The following is a 13,179-nucleotide window of genomic DNA, read 5'->3' on the forward strand; positions in this document are numbered from 1 at the left end:
CCCCCCATCGCCCGCAGCGCCGCCGCCTCGCACGGCGCGCCGCCGCATTCCTTCATCAGAACAAGACTTCAGAGAGAGACACCGATGGCACACACCTCCATCCCCGGCGCCCGTCTCGGGCCCGCGGCCGACACGGCCACCACCGACGAGCAGGCCTCGCTCAATGCGCTGATCTTCCGCAAGCTGATGCCGCTGCTGGTGCTGGCCTACGTGATCAGCTTCATCGACCGCACGAACATCGCGCTCGCCAAGAACCACATGGCGGTCGACATCGGCATCTCGGCCGCGGCCTACGGCCTGGGCGCGGGCCTGTTCTTCCTGAGCTACGCGCTGCTCGAGGTGCCGAGCAACCTGGTGATGCACCGCGTGGGCGCGCGCTGGTGGATCGCGCGCATCATGATCACCTGGGGCCTGCTGTCGGCCGGCATGGCCTTCGTCACCGGCGAGACCTCGTTCTACGTGATGCGCGTGCTGCTCGGCGCGGCCGAGGCCGGCCTGTTCCCGGGCGTGATGCTCTACCTGAACTACTGGTTCGGCCGCAAGGACCGGGCGCGCGCCACCGGCTACTTCCTGCTCGGCGTGTGCATCGCCAACATCCTCAGCGGCCCGGTCGGCGGCGCGCTGCTGCAGATGGACGGCCTGCTGGGCTGGCACGGCTGGCAATGGATGTTCGTGATCGAGGGGCTGCCGGCCGTGGCGCAGGCCTTCGTGGTCTGGCGCAAGCTGCCCGACGGGCCGGCCGATGCGAGCTGGCTCACGCCTGCGCAGGCCCGGGCAATCGAGCAGGGCCTCGCCGACGAACGCGCCGAGGACGCGGCCCATGGTCAGGTCGGCGAATCGTTCCGTGCCTGCCTGGTCGACAAGCAGATCTGGCTCGCGATCTTCGTCTACTTCTGCCACCAGATCAGCATCTACACGGTGATCTTCTTCTTGCCGAGCATCATCGGCACCTACGGCAAGCTCACGCCGCTGCAGATCGGCGCGCTCAACTCGCTGCCCTGGGTCGCCGCCGCGGTCGGCGCGATCGCGCTGCCGCGGCTCGCGGTCACGCCGCAACGCGGCCGTCTGCTGCTGCTGATCGGGCTGGCCGCCATGGCCGTGGGGCTGTGCATCGCGGCCTTTGCGAGCCCGGCCATCGCGCTCGCGGGTTTCTGCCTCACGGGATCGATGTTCTTCGTGGTGCAGTCGGTGATCTTCCTGTTCGCTTCCTCGCGCCTGGCCGGCGCGGCGCTCGCGGGCGGGCTGGCGCTGGTCAACACCTGCGGCCTCGTGGGCGGCTTCATCGGGCCGTCGGTGATGGGATGGATCGAGCAAAGCACGGGCCGCACGACCAACGGCCTGCTCGCCATGGCCGTGCTGCTGGTGCTGGCGGCGCTCGCCAGCATCGGGATGCGTCAGGGCCGCGAATCGCGGCGTTGAAGGACTAAGGGCTCAGAGCAGCACGATGTCGTACTGCCCCTGCCCGATCGCCGGCTCGGCCTGCAGCGAGATCGGCTTGCCGATGAAGTCGCTGAGCCCGGCCAGGTGCTGGCTCTCCTCGTCGAGGAACAGCTCGATCACCTGCGGCGACGAGACGATGCGGAATTCGCGTGGCGTGAACTGCCGCGCCTCGCGCAGGATCTCGCGCATCACGTCGTAGGCCACGCTGCGCGCGGTCTTCACGATGCCCTGGCCGCCGCAGGCCACGCAGGGCTCGCACAGCATGTGGGCCAGCGATTCGCGCGTGCGCTTGCGCGTCATCTCGACCAGGCCGAGCTGCGAGAAGCCGCCGGCCGTGGTCTTCACGCGGTCGCGCGCGAGCTGCTTGCGGAACTCGCCGAGCACCTGCTCGCGATGGTCGTCGCGCGCCATGTCGATGAAGTCGACGATGATGATCCCGCCCAGGTTGCGCAGCCGCAGTTGGCGCGCGATGGCCTGCGCCGCCTCGAGGTTGGTCTTGAAGATGGTGTCGTCGAAGTTGCGGGCGCCGACGAAGCCGCCGGTGTTCACGTCGATGGTGGTCAGCGCCTCGGTCTGGTCGACCACGAGGTAGCCGCCCGACTTGAGATCGACCCGGCGCCCGAGCGCGCGCGCGATCTCCTCGTCGACCGAATAGAGGTCGAAGATCGGCCGCTCGCCGCGGTAGTGCTGCAACTTGCCGGATGCCTTGGGCATGAACTCGAGGCCGAACTTCAGCAGCAGCTCGAACTGCTCGCGCGAATCGATGCGGATGGTCTGCGTGTCCTCGGTGGTGAGGTCGCGCAGCACCCGCTGCAAGAGGCTCAGGTCCTGGTGCAGCAGCGACATCGGCGGCAGCTGCGTCGAGGCCTCGCGGATGCGCGACCAGGTCTTGCGCAGGTAGGCGATGTCGTCGGCGAGCTCGGCGTCGGTCGAGTCCTCGCCGTTGGTGCGCAGGATGAAGCCGCCGGTGTTCTCGGGCACCACGCCGCCGCTGTCGGCGGCCGCGGCGGCCTCGATCAGCGCGAGCATGCGCGAGCGCAGCGCATCGCGCAGGTCGGCCGGGATCTTCTGCGACACGCCGATGTGGTTGTCCTGCGGCAGGAACACGAGCAGCCGGCCCGCGATGCTGATCTGCGTCGACAGCCGCGCGCCCTTGGTGCCGATCGGGTCCTTGATGACCTGCACCAGCAGCGATTGGCCCTCGAACACCTGCTTCTCGATCGGCACCATGGTGCCGCCATTGCGGTGGTCGCGTTCGGCCGGCGCGGCGCTGGGCCGCGAGCCCGGCGTGAACGGCGCGACGATGTCGGCCACGTGCAGGAAGGCGGTGCGTTCGAGGCCGATGTCGATGAAGGCCGACTGCATGCCCGGCAGCACGCGCGAGACCTTGCCCAGGTAGATGTTGCCGACCAGTCCGCGCTCGAGCGTGCGCTCGACGTGCAGCTCCTGCACCGCGCCGTGCTCGACCACCGCCACGCGGGTCTCCTGCGGGGACCAGTTGATCAGGATGTCTTGCATGGAGTTCTCGGTTGTCTCGGTTGTCTCAAGTGGGGAAACCGGCGCGCCGCAGCAGTTGCGCGGTCTCGAACATGGGGAGGCCCATGATGCCCGAATAGGAGCCGGCGATGTGCTCGACGAAGGCAGCCGCCGCGCCCTGGATGCCATAGGCGCCAGCCTTGCCCAGCGGCTCGCCGCCTTCGACGTAGCGGCGGATCTGCGCACGGGTCATCGTCGCGAAGCGCACGCGCGACACGCTGAGCGCGGCCTGCCGGCGGCGGCCCTGCTGCAGCGCCACGGCGGTCAGCACGCGGTGCGTGGCGCCCGACAGCAACGCCAGCATGCGCTCGGCATCGCGCGCGTCCTCGGGCTTGCCGAGGATGGTGCGGCCCAGCGCCACCGTGGTGTCTGCGCACAGCACGGGCGCATCGGCCAGGCCGCGGCGACGCAGACGCGCCACGGCGGCATCGAGCTTGAGCGCCGTCACGCGCTGCACATAGCCAGTGGGCGATTCGCCGGACAGCACGGTCTCGAGCGCCTCGGCGTCTTCGTCGTCGGCGGCCAGCAGCAGTTCATGGCGCACGCCGAGCTGGCCGAGCAACTGGGCGCGGCGCGGGCTCTGCGAGGCGAGATAGAGGAAGGTCGGAGTGGTCGGCACGGCGGTCGTTCCTGGGGTGCGGAAGAAAGGACGGGGTCGATGCGAGGACGCGGCGAGGCCCTCGCCGCGCCGCTCATTCGCGGTGGTAGGGATGGCCCGCGTTGACCGACCATGCGCGGTAGAGCTGCTCCACCAGCAGCACGCGCGCCATCGCATGCGGCAGGGTCAGGTCGGACAGGCGGATGCGCTCGTGGGCCGCGGCCTTGAAGGCCGGGTCGAGCCCGTCGGGGCCGCCGATCACCAGCGCGACGTCGTCGCCCTCGCCCTGCCAGCTCTGCAGCCGCACGGCCAGGGCCTTGGTGGTCAGCGCGGTGCCACGCTCGTCGAGCACCACGATGCGCATGCCGCGCGCGATGGCGGCCTCGATGCGTTCGCGTTCGGCGGCGTAGAGGGTCTCGAGCGACTTGGAACCGCGCGGCTCGGTCTTGACCGCGCGCAGTTCGAGCTTGAGTTCGGGCGGGAAGCGCTTGGCGTAGTCGTCCCAGGCAGTCTGTGCCCAGTCGGGCATGCGCTGCCCGACTGCAACCACCAGCAGCTTCATGCGCCGCGCGAAGCGGTCTTGCGCGCGGGTGCCTTCTTCGCCGCGGGCTTGGCAACGGTCTTCTTGGCGGCGGCCTTCTTGGCCACGGGCTTGCCGACCACCACCACCGGGGCCTTCTTGGCCGGTGCCTTCTTCGCTGCGGTCTTGGCGCCTGTCTTGCCCGCCGCCTTCTTCGGCGCGGCCTTGGCTTCCTTGGCCTCGCGCTCGGCGGCACGGATCGCGGTCTTGGCGGCGCTCGCGCGGCGCAGCGAGGTCGGCGCCTTGGCGGCCGCGGGCTTGGCTTCCTTGTCCTCGGAGGCGCGGGCCGGCTTGCTGGCGCCGAGCTTCAGGCGCACGGGCTTGTCGCCCCAGATTTCCTCGAGGTGGTAGTACTGGCGGATCGCCGGCTGCATGATGTGCGCGACGGCCTGTCCGCAGTCCACGATGATCCACTCGCCGTTTTCCTCGCCTTCCACGCGCGGCTTGCCGAAGCCGGCATCGCGCACCGCGTCGCGCACGCTCGCGGCCAGCGCCTTGGTCTGGCGGTTCGAGGTGCCCGAGGCCACGATCACGCGCTCGAACAGCGGCGAGAGATGCTCGGTGTCGAATACCTGGATGTCCTGCGCCTTGACGTCTTCGAGCCCATCGATGATGGCTCGCTGGAGTTTCTGGGTGTCTTTCTTGGCGGCGGCTTCAGTGGTCATCAGGCAGGGCGATAGAGGAAGTGTTGGTCAATATAGCGTGCAACCGTGGACGGAACCAGTGAGGAAATCTCCTCGCCCAGCGACGCACGCCGCCGGATGTCGGTGGCGCTGATGTCCATGGCAGGCAGTTCGAGCGCCTCGAAACGCGCGCCAGCCGGGAGGCCGGGCAGTGTATTCGGATCAAAACGGGCGGTGTCGGCCGTCGATAGTGCGCGATACGCTACAGAAATAGTAGCGACCGCGAGTATATCCTGCCAGCCGTGCCAGCTCGGCAGGGCCCGCGCCTGGTCGGCGCCCATGACCAGCACCAGCTCGGCATCGGGCCGCGCCTGCCGCAGTTCGTGCAGGGTGTCGATGGTGTAGGTGGGGCCGTCGCGCAGCATCTCGCGCGAATCGACCACCACGCCCGGGATGTCGCCGAAGGCCAGCTGCGCCATCGCCAGGCGGTCTTTCGCGGCCGTGAGTTCGCGCACCTTGTGCCAGGCATGCCCGGTCGGGAAGACGTAGAGCGCTTCGAGGCCCAGTTGCTCGAGCGCGGCCCGCGCGAGCGCCACATGGGCGTTGTGCGGCGGATCGAAGGCGCCGCCGAACACGCCGATGCGCGGCGCGTTCTTCGGGACGTTCACGGCAGCCACGCGCGGCGCACGATGAAGTCGCTGTAGAGCGCCGCCTCGGGCGAACCCGGCTCGGGCTCGCGGCGGTAGGCCCAGCTCGCCTGCGGCGGCATCGACAGCAGGATCGATTCGGTGCGCCCGCCCGACTGCAGCCCGAAGTGCGTGCCGCGGTCCCACACGAGGTTGAACTCGACGTAGCGGCCGCGCCGGTAGAGTTGGAAGGCGCGTTCGCGCTCGCCCCAGGCCATGTCGCGGCGGCGTTCCACCAGCGGCAGGTAGGCCGGCAGGAAGGCATCGCCGACCGAGCGGATCAGCGCGAAGCCGTTGTCGACGCCACCCTCGGCGAAGTCGTCGAAGAAGATGCCGCCGATGCCGCGCTGCTCGTTGCGGTGCTTGAGGAAGAAATACTCGTCGCACCAGGTCTTGAAGCGCGGGTACTTGTCCTCGCCGAAGGGCGCGAGCGCATCGCGGCAGACGGTGTGGAAATGCACCGCGTCGTCTTCGAAGCCGTAGCAGGGCGTGAGGTCCATGCCGCCGCCGAACCAGCAGACCGGCTCGCCGCCGGCCGGCAGTGCGGCCAGCATGCGCACGTTCATGTGGACGATCGGCACATAGGGGTTGCGCGGGTGGAACACCAGCGACACGCCCATCGCCTCGAAGGGCGCGCCGGCCAGCTCGGGCCGGTTCTGCGTGGCCGACGGAGGCAGCTTCGGCCCGCGCACCTGCGAGAAGCCGCAGCCCGCGCGCTCGAACAGCTCGCCGCCTTCGAGGATGCAGGTGAGTCCGCTGCCCTGCAGCGGCTCGTCGGGCGCCTTGTGCCAGGCATCGCGCACCGCGGTGCCGCCATCGGCCGCCTCGACCGCGGCGACGATGGATTGCTGCAGCCCGCGCAGATAGTCGCCGACCGCCTGGGGATCGGAGGGTTGCCGCTGCATCAACCGTTGGTGCCGTGGCTGCGCGCCTGCACGGCACGGAAGCCGATGTCGCGGCGGTACTGGGCGCCGTCGAAGCGCACTCGCGCCGCCACTTCGTAGGCGCGCTGCTGCGCGAGCTTCACGCTGTCGGCCAGCACGGTCACGCAGAGCACGCGGCCGCCGCTGGTCTGGAGTTCGCCGTCTTTCACGGTGGTGCCGGCATGGAACACCACGGCATCGGGCGCCTCGGCGGGAATGCCGTCGATGCGGTCGCCCTTGCGCGGCGAGAGCGGATAGCCGTGCGCGGCCATCACCACGCCGAGCGCGACGCGGCGGTCCACTGCAGCTCGACCTGGTCGAGCGTGCCGTCGGTGGCGTGCCAGAAGACCTCGAACAGGTCGGACTTCAGCCGCATCATGATCGGCTGGGTCTCGGGGTCGCCCATGCGGCAGTTGAACTCGAGCGTCTTGGGATGGCCCTGGGCGTCGATCATCAGGCCGGCGTAGAGGAAGCCGGTGTACGGAATGCCGTCCTTCTCCATGCCGCGGATGGTCGGCAGGATGATCTCGCGCATCGCGCGCGCATGCACCTCGGCCGTGACCACGGGCGCGGGCGAGTAGGCGCCCATGCCGCCGGTGTTGGGGCCCTCGTCGTTGTCGAGCAGGCGCTTGTGGTCCTGGCTGGTGGCCAGCGCGGTCACGTTCTTGCCGTCGCACAGCACGATGAAGCTGGCTTCCTCGCCCTGCAGGAACTCCTCGATCACGACGCGCGCGCCGCCTTCGTTGTGCGACACGCCGAACTTGTTGTCGACCAGCATGAAGTCGACCGCGTCGTGCGCTTCCTGCGCGGTCATGGCCACGACCACGCCCTTGCCGGCAGCCAGGCCGTCGGCCTTGACCACGATCGGCGCGCCCTTGGCGTCGATGTAGGCATGGGCGGCGGCGGCGTCGGTGAAGGCCTCGTACTCGGCCGTCGGGATCTTGTGGCGCTTCATGAAGGCCTTGGAGAAGGCCTTCGAGCTCTCGAGCTGGGCGGCCGCCTTGGTCGGGCCGAAGATGCGCAGGCCGTGCGCGCGGAACTCGTCGACCACGCCCGCGGCCAGTGGGGCCTCGGGCCCGACCACCGTCAGCGCGATCTTTTCCTTGATCGCCCACTCGCGCAGCGCGGCGGGCTCGGTGATGTCGATGCTGTCGTAGCGCGGGTCGGTGACCGTTCCGCCATTGCCGGGCGCCACGTAGATGCGGCTCACCCCGGACGGCCTGCGCCAGCCGCCATGCCAGGGCGTGTTCGCGGCCCCCTCCCCCAATCACCAGTACCTTCATTCTCGGGCCTTCATACGCTGTGTTCTTTCCATCATTGCTGCTGCCGGGTGCCGGCCCTCATTCGGACAGCGAGGCGTTGTGATAGACCTCCTGCACGTCGTCGAGGTCCTCGAGCACGTCGAGCAGCTTCTGCATCTTCGCGGCGTCCTCGCCGGTCACGTCGATGGTGTTCTCGGCCCGCATCGTGACCTCGGCCACCTCGGGCTTCAGGCCCGCCGCCTCGAGCGCGTTCTTCACCGCCTCGAAGTCGCCGGGCGCGGTGATCACCTCGATGGCGCCGTCGTCGTCGGTCACGACGTCTTCGGCACCGGCCTCGAGCGCCACTTCCATCACCTTGTCTTCATCCGTGCCCGGAGCGAAGACGAACTGGCCGCAATGCTTGAACTGGAAGGCGACCGAGCCCTCGGTGCCCATGTTGCCGCCGTGCTTGGCGAAGGCGTGGCGAACTTCGGCCACGGTGCGCACGCGGTTGTCGGTCATGGTGTCGACGATGATCGCCGCGCCGCCGATGCCGTACCCTTCGTAACGAATTTCTTCGTAGTTGACGCCTTCGAGATTGCCCGTGGCCTTGTCGATGTTGCGCTTGACCGTGTCGGCGGGCAGGTTGACCGCCTTGGCCTTCTCGACCGCCAGCCGCAGGCGGGGGGTTGGCGCTCAGGTCGCCGCCGCCGGCCCGGGCCGCCACCATGATTTCACGGATGGCGCGGGTCCAGAGCTTTCCTCTTTTTTCGTCCTGCCGGCCCTTCCGGTGCTGAATATTTGCCCATTTGCTGTGTCCGGCCATGGCTTTTCTCTCGCTGTCCTGTGTTTTCGAAGCAGGCTGCGAGTTTACTGTCCGGCGCGCACAACGGACCGGCGGCGCGGCCGGGCGGGCCGGTCAAACCTTTTGGTGATAATCCCTCGATGACGCCATTGCCTTTCGCCGGGTCGGGACATCCGACGCTGCTGCCCACCCGCCACGCCTCGCGCGCGACCGGGGCGGACCGCCCGCAGGCAGGCCCCGATCCCCTCGCAAAGGCTTCCTGATCGTGCGCTTCCAGGGCGAAACACCCTCCTCCTCTTCCTCCTCCCTGCGCGTGGAGCGCCTGTCGTTCGCGGACAGCCTCGCGCTGGCCGCCGACGGACCGGCGCCCTTCGCCGCCATCGGCTACGGCACGCCCGACCGCATCGAGTGGATGCCGCCGGTCGACGCCAGCGTGCTCTCGGCGCGCGGCGCCGTCGCCGACGTCTGGCATGCCACCGGGCCGGCCGTGCGGACCGGCCGCACCGGCCTCGTGCGCTGGCGCGCCGACGAGCACTGGCTGCTGGGCGCGATCGACCTCGACGAAAGCGTCGAGAAGCAGGGCCTGGCCGAGCTGGCCCACCGCGCCTACCGCGACCTGTTCGCCACGCTCGACCAGAGCGGCATCGCCCATCCGCTGCGGATCTGGAACTACCTGCCGCAGATCAACGGCGATGGCGGCGGGCTCGAGCGCTACCGCCAGTTCAACCTGGGTCGGCAGGACGCCTTCCTCGAAGCCGGCCGCGCCGCCTTCGAGGGCGCGCCGGCCGCCTGCGCGCTGGGCATCCACCGCGGCGCGCTGTCGGTGCGCTTCCTGGCCGGGCGCCCGCGCCCCGCTGCCGATCGAGAACCCGCGCCAGGTCTCGGCCTACCGCTATCCCTCGACCTACGGGCCGCGCGCGCCCACCTTCTCGCGCGCGGCGCTGGCCGACATCGGCGACGACCGTTGCGCGCTGTTCATCTCGGGCACCGCGAGCATCGTCGGCCACGAAACCGTACACCGCGGCGACGTGCGCGAGCAGACCCGCGAGACGCTGCGCAACCTCGAGGCCGTGGTGACCGCCGCCAACGCGCAGGGATCGGCGCGCTTCTCGCTGGCCGCGCTCGACGGCGTGGTCTACGTGCGCCACCCGGCCGATCTCGAAGCCGTGCGCGGCGTGCTCGAAGACGCGCTCGGGTCCGACGCGCCGATGGTGCGCGGCGCGGTATACCTCGAGGCCGACATCTGCCGCGGCGACCTGCTGGTCGAGATCGAAGCCCATGCCACCGCCCCCGGGCGGCGGCGGGACTGACGCTCGAACGGCAGCCCCCACCCCTTCCCGATGATCCTCCGCGTGCTGGCGCACTCTCACGGCCGTCCCGCTTGCGCTGATGCTCTATGCGCTGCTGCTGTTCCTCGGCGTGATCTCGCTGGTCTGGAACGCCTTCGCGATGCTGATCTACCCGGTGATGCCGGTGAAGCCGGCGCGCGCGCTGGGCCGCGCCACCATCGCCTTCGCCTACCGGACCTTCTGGGGCCTGGCCTCGGTCACCGGCATGATGCGCATCGACGCGAGCTGCCTCGATGCGCTGCGCGACGAGCCCGGCGTGATCTTCGTGGCCAACCACCCCACCATGCTCGACGCGCTGCTGCTGGTGGCGCGGCTGCCGCGCAGCGCCTGCATCATGAAGGCCGAGCTGCTGCACAACATCTTCCTGGGCGCGGGCGCGCGGCTGGCGCGCTACATCAGCAACGAATCGGCGCGCACCATGGTGCGGCTGGCGGTGGCCGACCTGCGCGAGGGCGGCCAGCTGGTGATCTTTCCCGAAGGCACGCGCACCGTCACGCCGCCGCTCAATCCGTTTCGCCCCGGCGTCACGCTGATCGCCAAGCTCGCGCAGGCACCGATCCGACCGTGTTCATCGACACCGACTCGCCCTACCTCGGCAAGGGCTGGCCGATCTGGCGCGTGCCGCCGCTGCCGATCGTGTTCAAGCTGCGCCTGGGCCAGCGCTTCGCGCCGACACAGGACAGCGACGTGTTGCAATCCGAGCTCGAACAATATTTCCGACACCAGCTGGAACGGCGCGCCGCCGACGCCGAATCTCCCGAATGCCAGACGCCTCGCGCACCCACCTTGTCCTGATCCCGAGCTACAACACGGGCGAGCGCCTGTTCTCCACCGTCGAGGCGGCGCTCGCGCAATGGAGCCCCGTGTGGGTGGTGGTCGACGGCAGCGACGACGGCACCGGCGAGCGGCTGCAGCGGATGGCCGCCGACCGCCCCGGCCTGCGCGTGTGGCTGCTGCCCGAGAACCAGGGCAAGGGCGCGGCGGTGCTGCACGGGCTGCGCGCGGCGCGCGACGCCGGCTTCACGCATGCGCTCACCATGGATTCCGACGGCCAGCATCCGGCCCCGCTGATCCCCGCCTTCATGCAGGCCTCGCTGGCACGGCCCGAGACCATGGTGCTGGGCCGCCCGGTGTTCGACGCCAGCGCGCCGCTGCTGCGCGTGCGCGGGCGCCGCGTCTCCAACGGCTGGACGCAGCTCGAGACGCTGTTCGCCGGCGTCGGCGATTCGCTCTACGGCTTTCGCGTCTATCCGGTGACGGACCTGATCGCGGTGATGCAGCGCCAGCCCTGGATGCGCCGCTTCGACTTCGACACCGAGGCCGTGGTGCGGCTGGCCTGGCGCGGCGTGAAGCCGGTGAACATCGACGCACCGGTCAAGTACCTGACGGCCGAGGAAGGCGGGGTCTCGCACTTCCGCTACGGGCGCGACAACGTGCTGCTGACCTGGATGCACACGCGGCTGATGGTGGAGTTCGTGCTGCGGCTGCCGGGCCTGCTGTGGCGCAAGCTGCGCGGCGCACCGCCGTTCCAGCCCTGACGAGCTACTCCAGCGCACCGCCGCCGAGCGCCTTGTAGAGCGTCATGGTCGCGTTGAGCTGGTTGACCCGGTTCTGCGCCAGCGACACCTCGGCCGCGCGCCGCCGGTCCTTCGCATCGAGCACCGGCTGCAGCGCCGTCGCCCCGGCGCGGTAGCGCACCTCCGACAACCGCTCGGCGCGCTGCGCCAGCTCCAGCGCCACCATCGGCTTCGCGCTCTCGTCGCGCAGTTGCGTGCGCGACGACAACGCGTTCTCCACCTCCGACAGCGACGTGTACAGCGCTTGCCGGAAGCCCACCACCGCTTCCTCGTACTGGCTCTGCGACACCGCCACCGTCAGCCGCGCCGTGTTCCATTGCAGGAACGGCAGCGCCAGGCCCGCGCCCAGCGTCGCGACCGGGTTGCGCAGCAGTTCGCCCAGCGCGGTGCTCGAGGTGCCGAGCGAGCCCGTGAGGCTCAGCGCCGGATAGAAGCCGGTGCGCGTCGCGTCGACATTGGCGAGCGCGCCACGCAGCCGCTGCTCGGCCGCGCGCAGATCGGGGCGCCGACCCAGCAGGCTGGCGGGCAGGCCCGCGTCGATCGCGGGCAGCGCCGCGTCGGGCAGGCTCGCGGGCTCCTCGGCCGCCACCTCGGGCGGACGGTCGAACAGGATCGCGAGCGCATTGCGCGTTTCCAAGCGCTGCTGCAGCAGTTGCGTGTGCGCCGCCTCCTGGCTCGCGAGGTTCTGGCCGGCCTGCGCCACGTCGAGGCCCGAGACCGCGCCGGCCTCGTAGCGCGCGCGCACCAGCGCCACGATGCGCCGCGCGTCTTCCATGCCGGCCTCGCTCAGCGCGATGCGCTGGTTCAGGTAGCCGGTCTGCCAGTAGAGATTGGCGGTGGTGGCGACCAGCGCCAATGCCGCCGCCTGCCGGTCGGACTGGGTCGCCTTGAGCTCCCAGTCGGCCGCGCTGCGCACCGCCGCGAGACGGCCCCAGAGGTCGAGCTCGTAGCTCAGCGTCACGAGCGAGCTGGAAGTCGAGCCTGCGACGCCGCCGCGCTTCAGGTCGTAGCCGCGGCTGGTGGCGGCCTGGCCGACCACGCCGGGCGTGAGATTCGTATCGGCCAGGCCGGCCTGCAGCTGCGCGCGCTGCACCCGGATGCCGGCGGCCGCGAGGTCGTTGTTGACCTGCAGCGCCTGGTCGACCAGCGCATCGAGCCGCGGATCGCCGAAGGTCGACCACCACTTCGCGGGGAACACGGCCGCCGCGCTGGAGCTGCCCGACTGCGGCTGCTGCCAGGCCGCGGGCAGCGCGAGCGGCTTCTCGGGCCGGCGCTCGGGCTGGAACGCGGTGCAGCCGGCCGCGAGCAGCGCCGCCGACAGGGCCACGGGGAGCAGGCGCGCGCTACTCACGGGCCAGTGCCTCGATGGGGTCGAGCCGCGCCGCGTTGCGCGCCGGCAGGTAGCCGAACAGCACGCCGATCAGCGAGGCGCAGAAGAAGGCCGACAGCACGGCACCGAGCGAGAAGATCATCTGCCATTGCTTCACGAACAGGGAGAACAGGAAGCTGATGCCATAGGACAGCAGCACACCGATCAGCCCGCCGACCAGGCACACCAACACGGCCTCGGTCAGGAACTGCTGCAGCACGTCGCTCTGGCGCGCGCCCACCGCCATGCGGATGCCGATCTCGCGCGTGCGCTCGGTCACCGACACCAGCATGATGTTCATCACGCCGATGCCGCCCACCACCAGCGAGATCACCGCGATCAGCGACAGCAGCAAGGTCAGCGACTGGCTGGTGCGCTCGGCGGTCTTCACGATGCTGTCCATGTTGAAGGTGAAGAAGTCCTTGCCGCCGTGGCGCAGGGTCAGCAGCTTC

The 13,179-nt window shown here is 70.0% G+C and carries 13 protein-coding genes and 4 pseudogenes; 6 read left to right on the plus strand and 11 right to left on the minus strand.

What is annotated here, in order from left to right:
- The first annotated feature begins 84 nt into the window (after positions 1-84).
- Entirely contained in the window at positions 85-1,419 is a 1,335-nt protein-coding gene (locus tag ACHMXE_RS28570) for an MFS transporter (protein ID WP_395347572.1), read from the plus strand.
- Between the two features lie 12 nt (positions 1,420-1,431).
- On the opposite strand, the gene rng is transcribed toward ACHMXE_RS28570, so the two are convergent.
- The 8 genes and pseudogenes from rng to ACHMXE_RS28610 all read right to left on the minus strand — a co-directional run bounded on the left by rng (position 1,432) and on the right by ACHMXE_RS28610 (position 8,453).
- On the minus strand, positions 1,432-2,958 hold the full coding sequence (gene rng, locus ACHMXE_RS28575) for a ribonuclease G (RefSeq protein ID WP_395347573.1): 1,527 nt from the start codon (positions 2,956-2,958) through the stop codon (positions 1,432-1,434).
- A gap of 25 nt (positions 2,959-2,983) precedes the next feature.
- On the minus strand, positions 2,984-3,595 hold the full coding sequence (locus tag ACHMXE_RS28580) for a Maf family protein (protein WP_395347574.1): 612 nt from the start codon (positions 3,593-3,595) through the stop codon (positions 2,984-2,986).
- 73 nt (positions 3,596-3,668) lie between these two features.
- Complete coding sequence (rlmH, locus tag ACHMXE_RS28585; protein WP_395347576.1) at positions 3,669-4,136, minus strand: 23S rRNA (pseudouridine(1915)-N(3))-methyltransferase RlmH; 468 nt, start codon at positions 4,134-4,136, stop codon at positions 3,669-3,671.
- Positions 4,133-4,819, minus strand: coding sequence for a ribosome silencing factor (gene rsfS, locus ACHMXE_RS28590; RefSeq protein WP_395347577.1), 687 nt, complete (start codon positions 4,817-4,819; stop codon positions 4,133-4,135). The genes rlmH and rsfS overlap by 4 nt, the downstream gene beginning before the upstream one ends.
- On the minus strand, positions 4,819-5,445 hold the full coding sequence (nadD, locus tag ACHMXE_RS28595) for a nicotinate (nicotinamide) nucleotide adenylyltransferase (RefSeq protein ID WP_395347578.1): 627 nt from the start codon (positions 5,443-5,445) through the stop codon (positions 4,819-4,821). The genes rsfS and nadD overlap by 1 nt, the downstream gene beginning before the upstream one ends.
- Positions 5,442-6,368: an oxygen-dependent coproporphyrinogen oxidase gene (gene hemF, locus ACHMXE_RS28600; RefSeq protein ID WP_395347580.1), complete on the minus strand. Its 927-nt coding sequence runs from the start codon at positions 6,366-6,368 to the stop codon at positions 5,442-5,444. The genes nadD and hemF overlap by 4 nt, the downstream gene beginning before the upstream one ends.
- Positions 6,368-7,669 (minus strand): annotated as a pseudogene (purD, locus tag ACHMXE_RS28605) (phosphoribosylamine--glycine ligase). Before purD ends, hemF begins: the two are co-directional and overlap by 1 nt.
- Positions 7,670-7,726: 57 nt before the next feature.
- Positions 7,727-8,453 (minus strand): annotated as a pseudogene (locus tag ACHMXE_RS28610) (YebC/PmpR family DNA-binding transcriptional regulator).
- A gap of 391 nt (positions 8,454-8,844) precedes the next feature.
- On the opposite strand from ACHMXE_RS28610, the pseudogene ACHMXE_RS28615 reads away from it, so the two are divergent.
- Together ACHMXE_RS28615 and ACHMXE_RS28620 are read left to right on the plus strand one after the other, a co-directional pair.
- A pseudogene (locus tag ACHMXE_RS28615) lies at positions 8,845-9,210 on the plus strand (hypothetical protein); the annotation flags it as partial.
- Positions 9,125-9,742 carry a Rid family hydrolase gene (locus ACHMXE_RS28620; RefSeq protein ID WP_395347581.1) on the plus strand — a complete coding sequence of 206 codons (618 nt, stop codon included), beginning with the start codon at positions 9,125-9,127 and terminating at the stop codon, positions 9,740-9,742. The pseudogene ACHMXE_RS28615 and the gene ACHMXE_RS28620, both read left to right, overlap by 86 nt.
- Positions 9,743-9,949: 207 nt before the next feature.
- On the opposite strand, the gene ACHMXE_RS28625 is transcribed toward ACHMXE_RS28620, so the two are convergent.
- Positions 9,950-10,117 carry a hypothetical protein gene (locus tag ACHMXE_RS28625; protein WP_395347583.1) on the minus strand — a complete coding sequence of 56 codons (168 nt, stop codon included), beginning with the start codon at positions 10,115-10,117 and terminating at the stop codon, positions 9,950-9,952.
- Between ACHMXE_RS28625 and ACHMXE_RS28630 the strand changes: the two are divergent.
- From ACHMXE_RS28630 to ACHMXE_RS28640, 3 genes and pseudogenes are all read left to right on the plus strand, one after another.
- Positions 10,065-10,292 (plus strand): annotated as a pseudogene (locus ACHMXE_RS28630) (lysophospholipid acyltransferase family protein); the annotation flags it as partial. The gene ACHMXE_RS28625 and the pseudogene ACHMXE_RS28630 overlap by 53 nt on opposite strands.
- Before the next feature lie 53 nt (positions 10,293-10,345).
- The gene (locus ACHMXE_RS28635) at positions 10,346-10,576 is read left to right on the plus strand and encodes a hypothetical protein (RefSeq protein ID WP_395347584.1); all 231 of its coding nucleotides are present in this window, start codon (positions 10,346-10,348) and stop codon (positions 10,574-10,576) included.
- On the plus strand, positions 10,543-11,319 hold the full coding sequence (locus ACHMXE_RS28640) for a glycosyltransferase family 2 protein (protein ID WP_209544898.1): 777 nt from the start codon (positions 10,543-10,545) through the stop codon (positions 11,317-11,319). The genes ACHMXE_RS28635 and ACHMXE_RS28640 overlap by 34 nt, the downstream gene beginning before the upstream one ends.
- A 4-nt stretch (positions 11,320-11,323) precedes the next feature.
- Here the strand turns inward: ACHMXE_RS28640 and ACHMXE_RS28645 are convergent, their stop codons facing one another.
- The gene (locus tag ACHMXE_RS28645) at positions 11,324-12,709 is read right to left on the minus strand and encodes an efflux transporter outer membrane subunit (protein WP_395347585.1); all 1,386 of its coding nucleotides are present in this window, start codon (positions 12,707-12,709) and stop codon (positions 11,324-11,326) included.
- The gene (locus ACHMXE_RS28650) at positions 12,702-13,130 is read right to left on the minus strand and encodes an FtsX-like permease family protein (RefSeq protein WP_395352846.1); all 429 of its coding nucleotides are present in this window, start codon (positions 13,128-13,130) and stop codon (positions 12,702-12,704) included. Before ACHMXE_RS28650 ends, ACHMXE_RS28645 begins: the two co-directional genes overlap by 8 nt.
- Positions 13,131-13,179 lie beyond the last annotated feature (49 nt).

Source organism: Variovorax sp. UC122_21, assembly GCF_044056785.1.
Lineage (GTDB): Bacteria > Pseudomonadota > Gammaproteobacteria > Burkholderiales > Burkholderiaceae_C > Variovorax.

Excerpts from the sequence above, each read along its gene's own strand:
- ACHMXE_RS28570 (WP_395347572.1), top strand. The coding sequence starts at position 85 with ATGGCACACACCTCCATCCCCGGCGCCCGTCTCGGGCCCGCGGCCGAC.
- rsfS (WP_395347577.1), bottom strand. The coding sequence starts at position 4,819 with ATGACCACTGAAGCCGCCGCCAAGAAAGACACCCAGAAACTCCAGCGA.
- rng (WP_395347573.1), bottom strand. The coding sequence starts at position 2,958 with ATGCAAGACATCCTGATCAACTGGTCCCCGCAGGAGACCCGCGTGGCG.
- ACHMXE_RS28625 (WP_395347583.1), bottom strand. The coding sequence starts at position 10,117 with ATGATGCAGGCGCTGCGCGGCAGCCGCGCCACCAGCAGCAGCGCGTCG.
- ACHMXE_RS28650 (WP_395352846.1), bottom strand. The coding sequence starts at position 13,130 with ATGGACAGCATCGTGAAGACCGCCGAGCGCACCAGCCAGTCGCTGACC.
- ACHMXE_RS28620 (WP_395347581.1), top strand. The coding sequence starts at position 9,125 with ATGGCGGCGGGCTCGAGCGCTACCGCCAGTTCAACCTGGGTCGGCAGG.
- hemF (WP_395347580.1), bottom strand. The coding sequence starts at position 6,368 with ATGCAGCGGCAACCCTCCGATCCCCAGGCGGTCGGCGACTATCTGCGC.
- ACHMXE_RS28640 (WP_209544898.1), top strand. The coding sequence starts at position 10,543 with ATGCCAGACGCCTCGCGCACCCACCTTGTCCTGATCCCGAGCTACAAC.
- rlmH (WP_395347576.1), bottom strand. The coding sequence starts at position 4,136 with ATGAAGCTGCTGGTGGTTGCAGTCGGGCAGCGCATGCCCGACTGGGCA.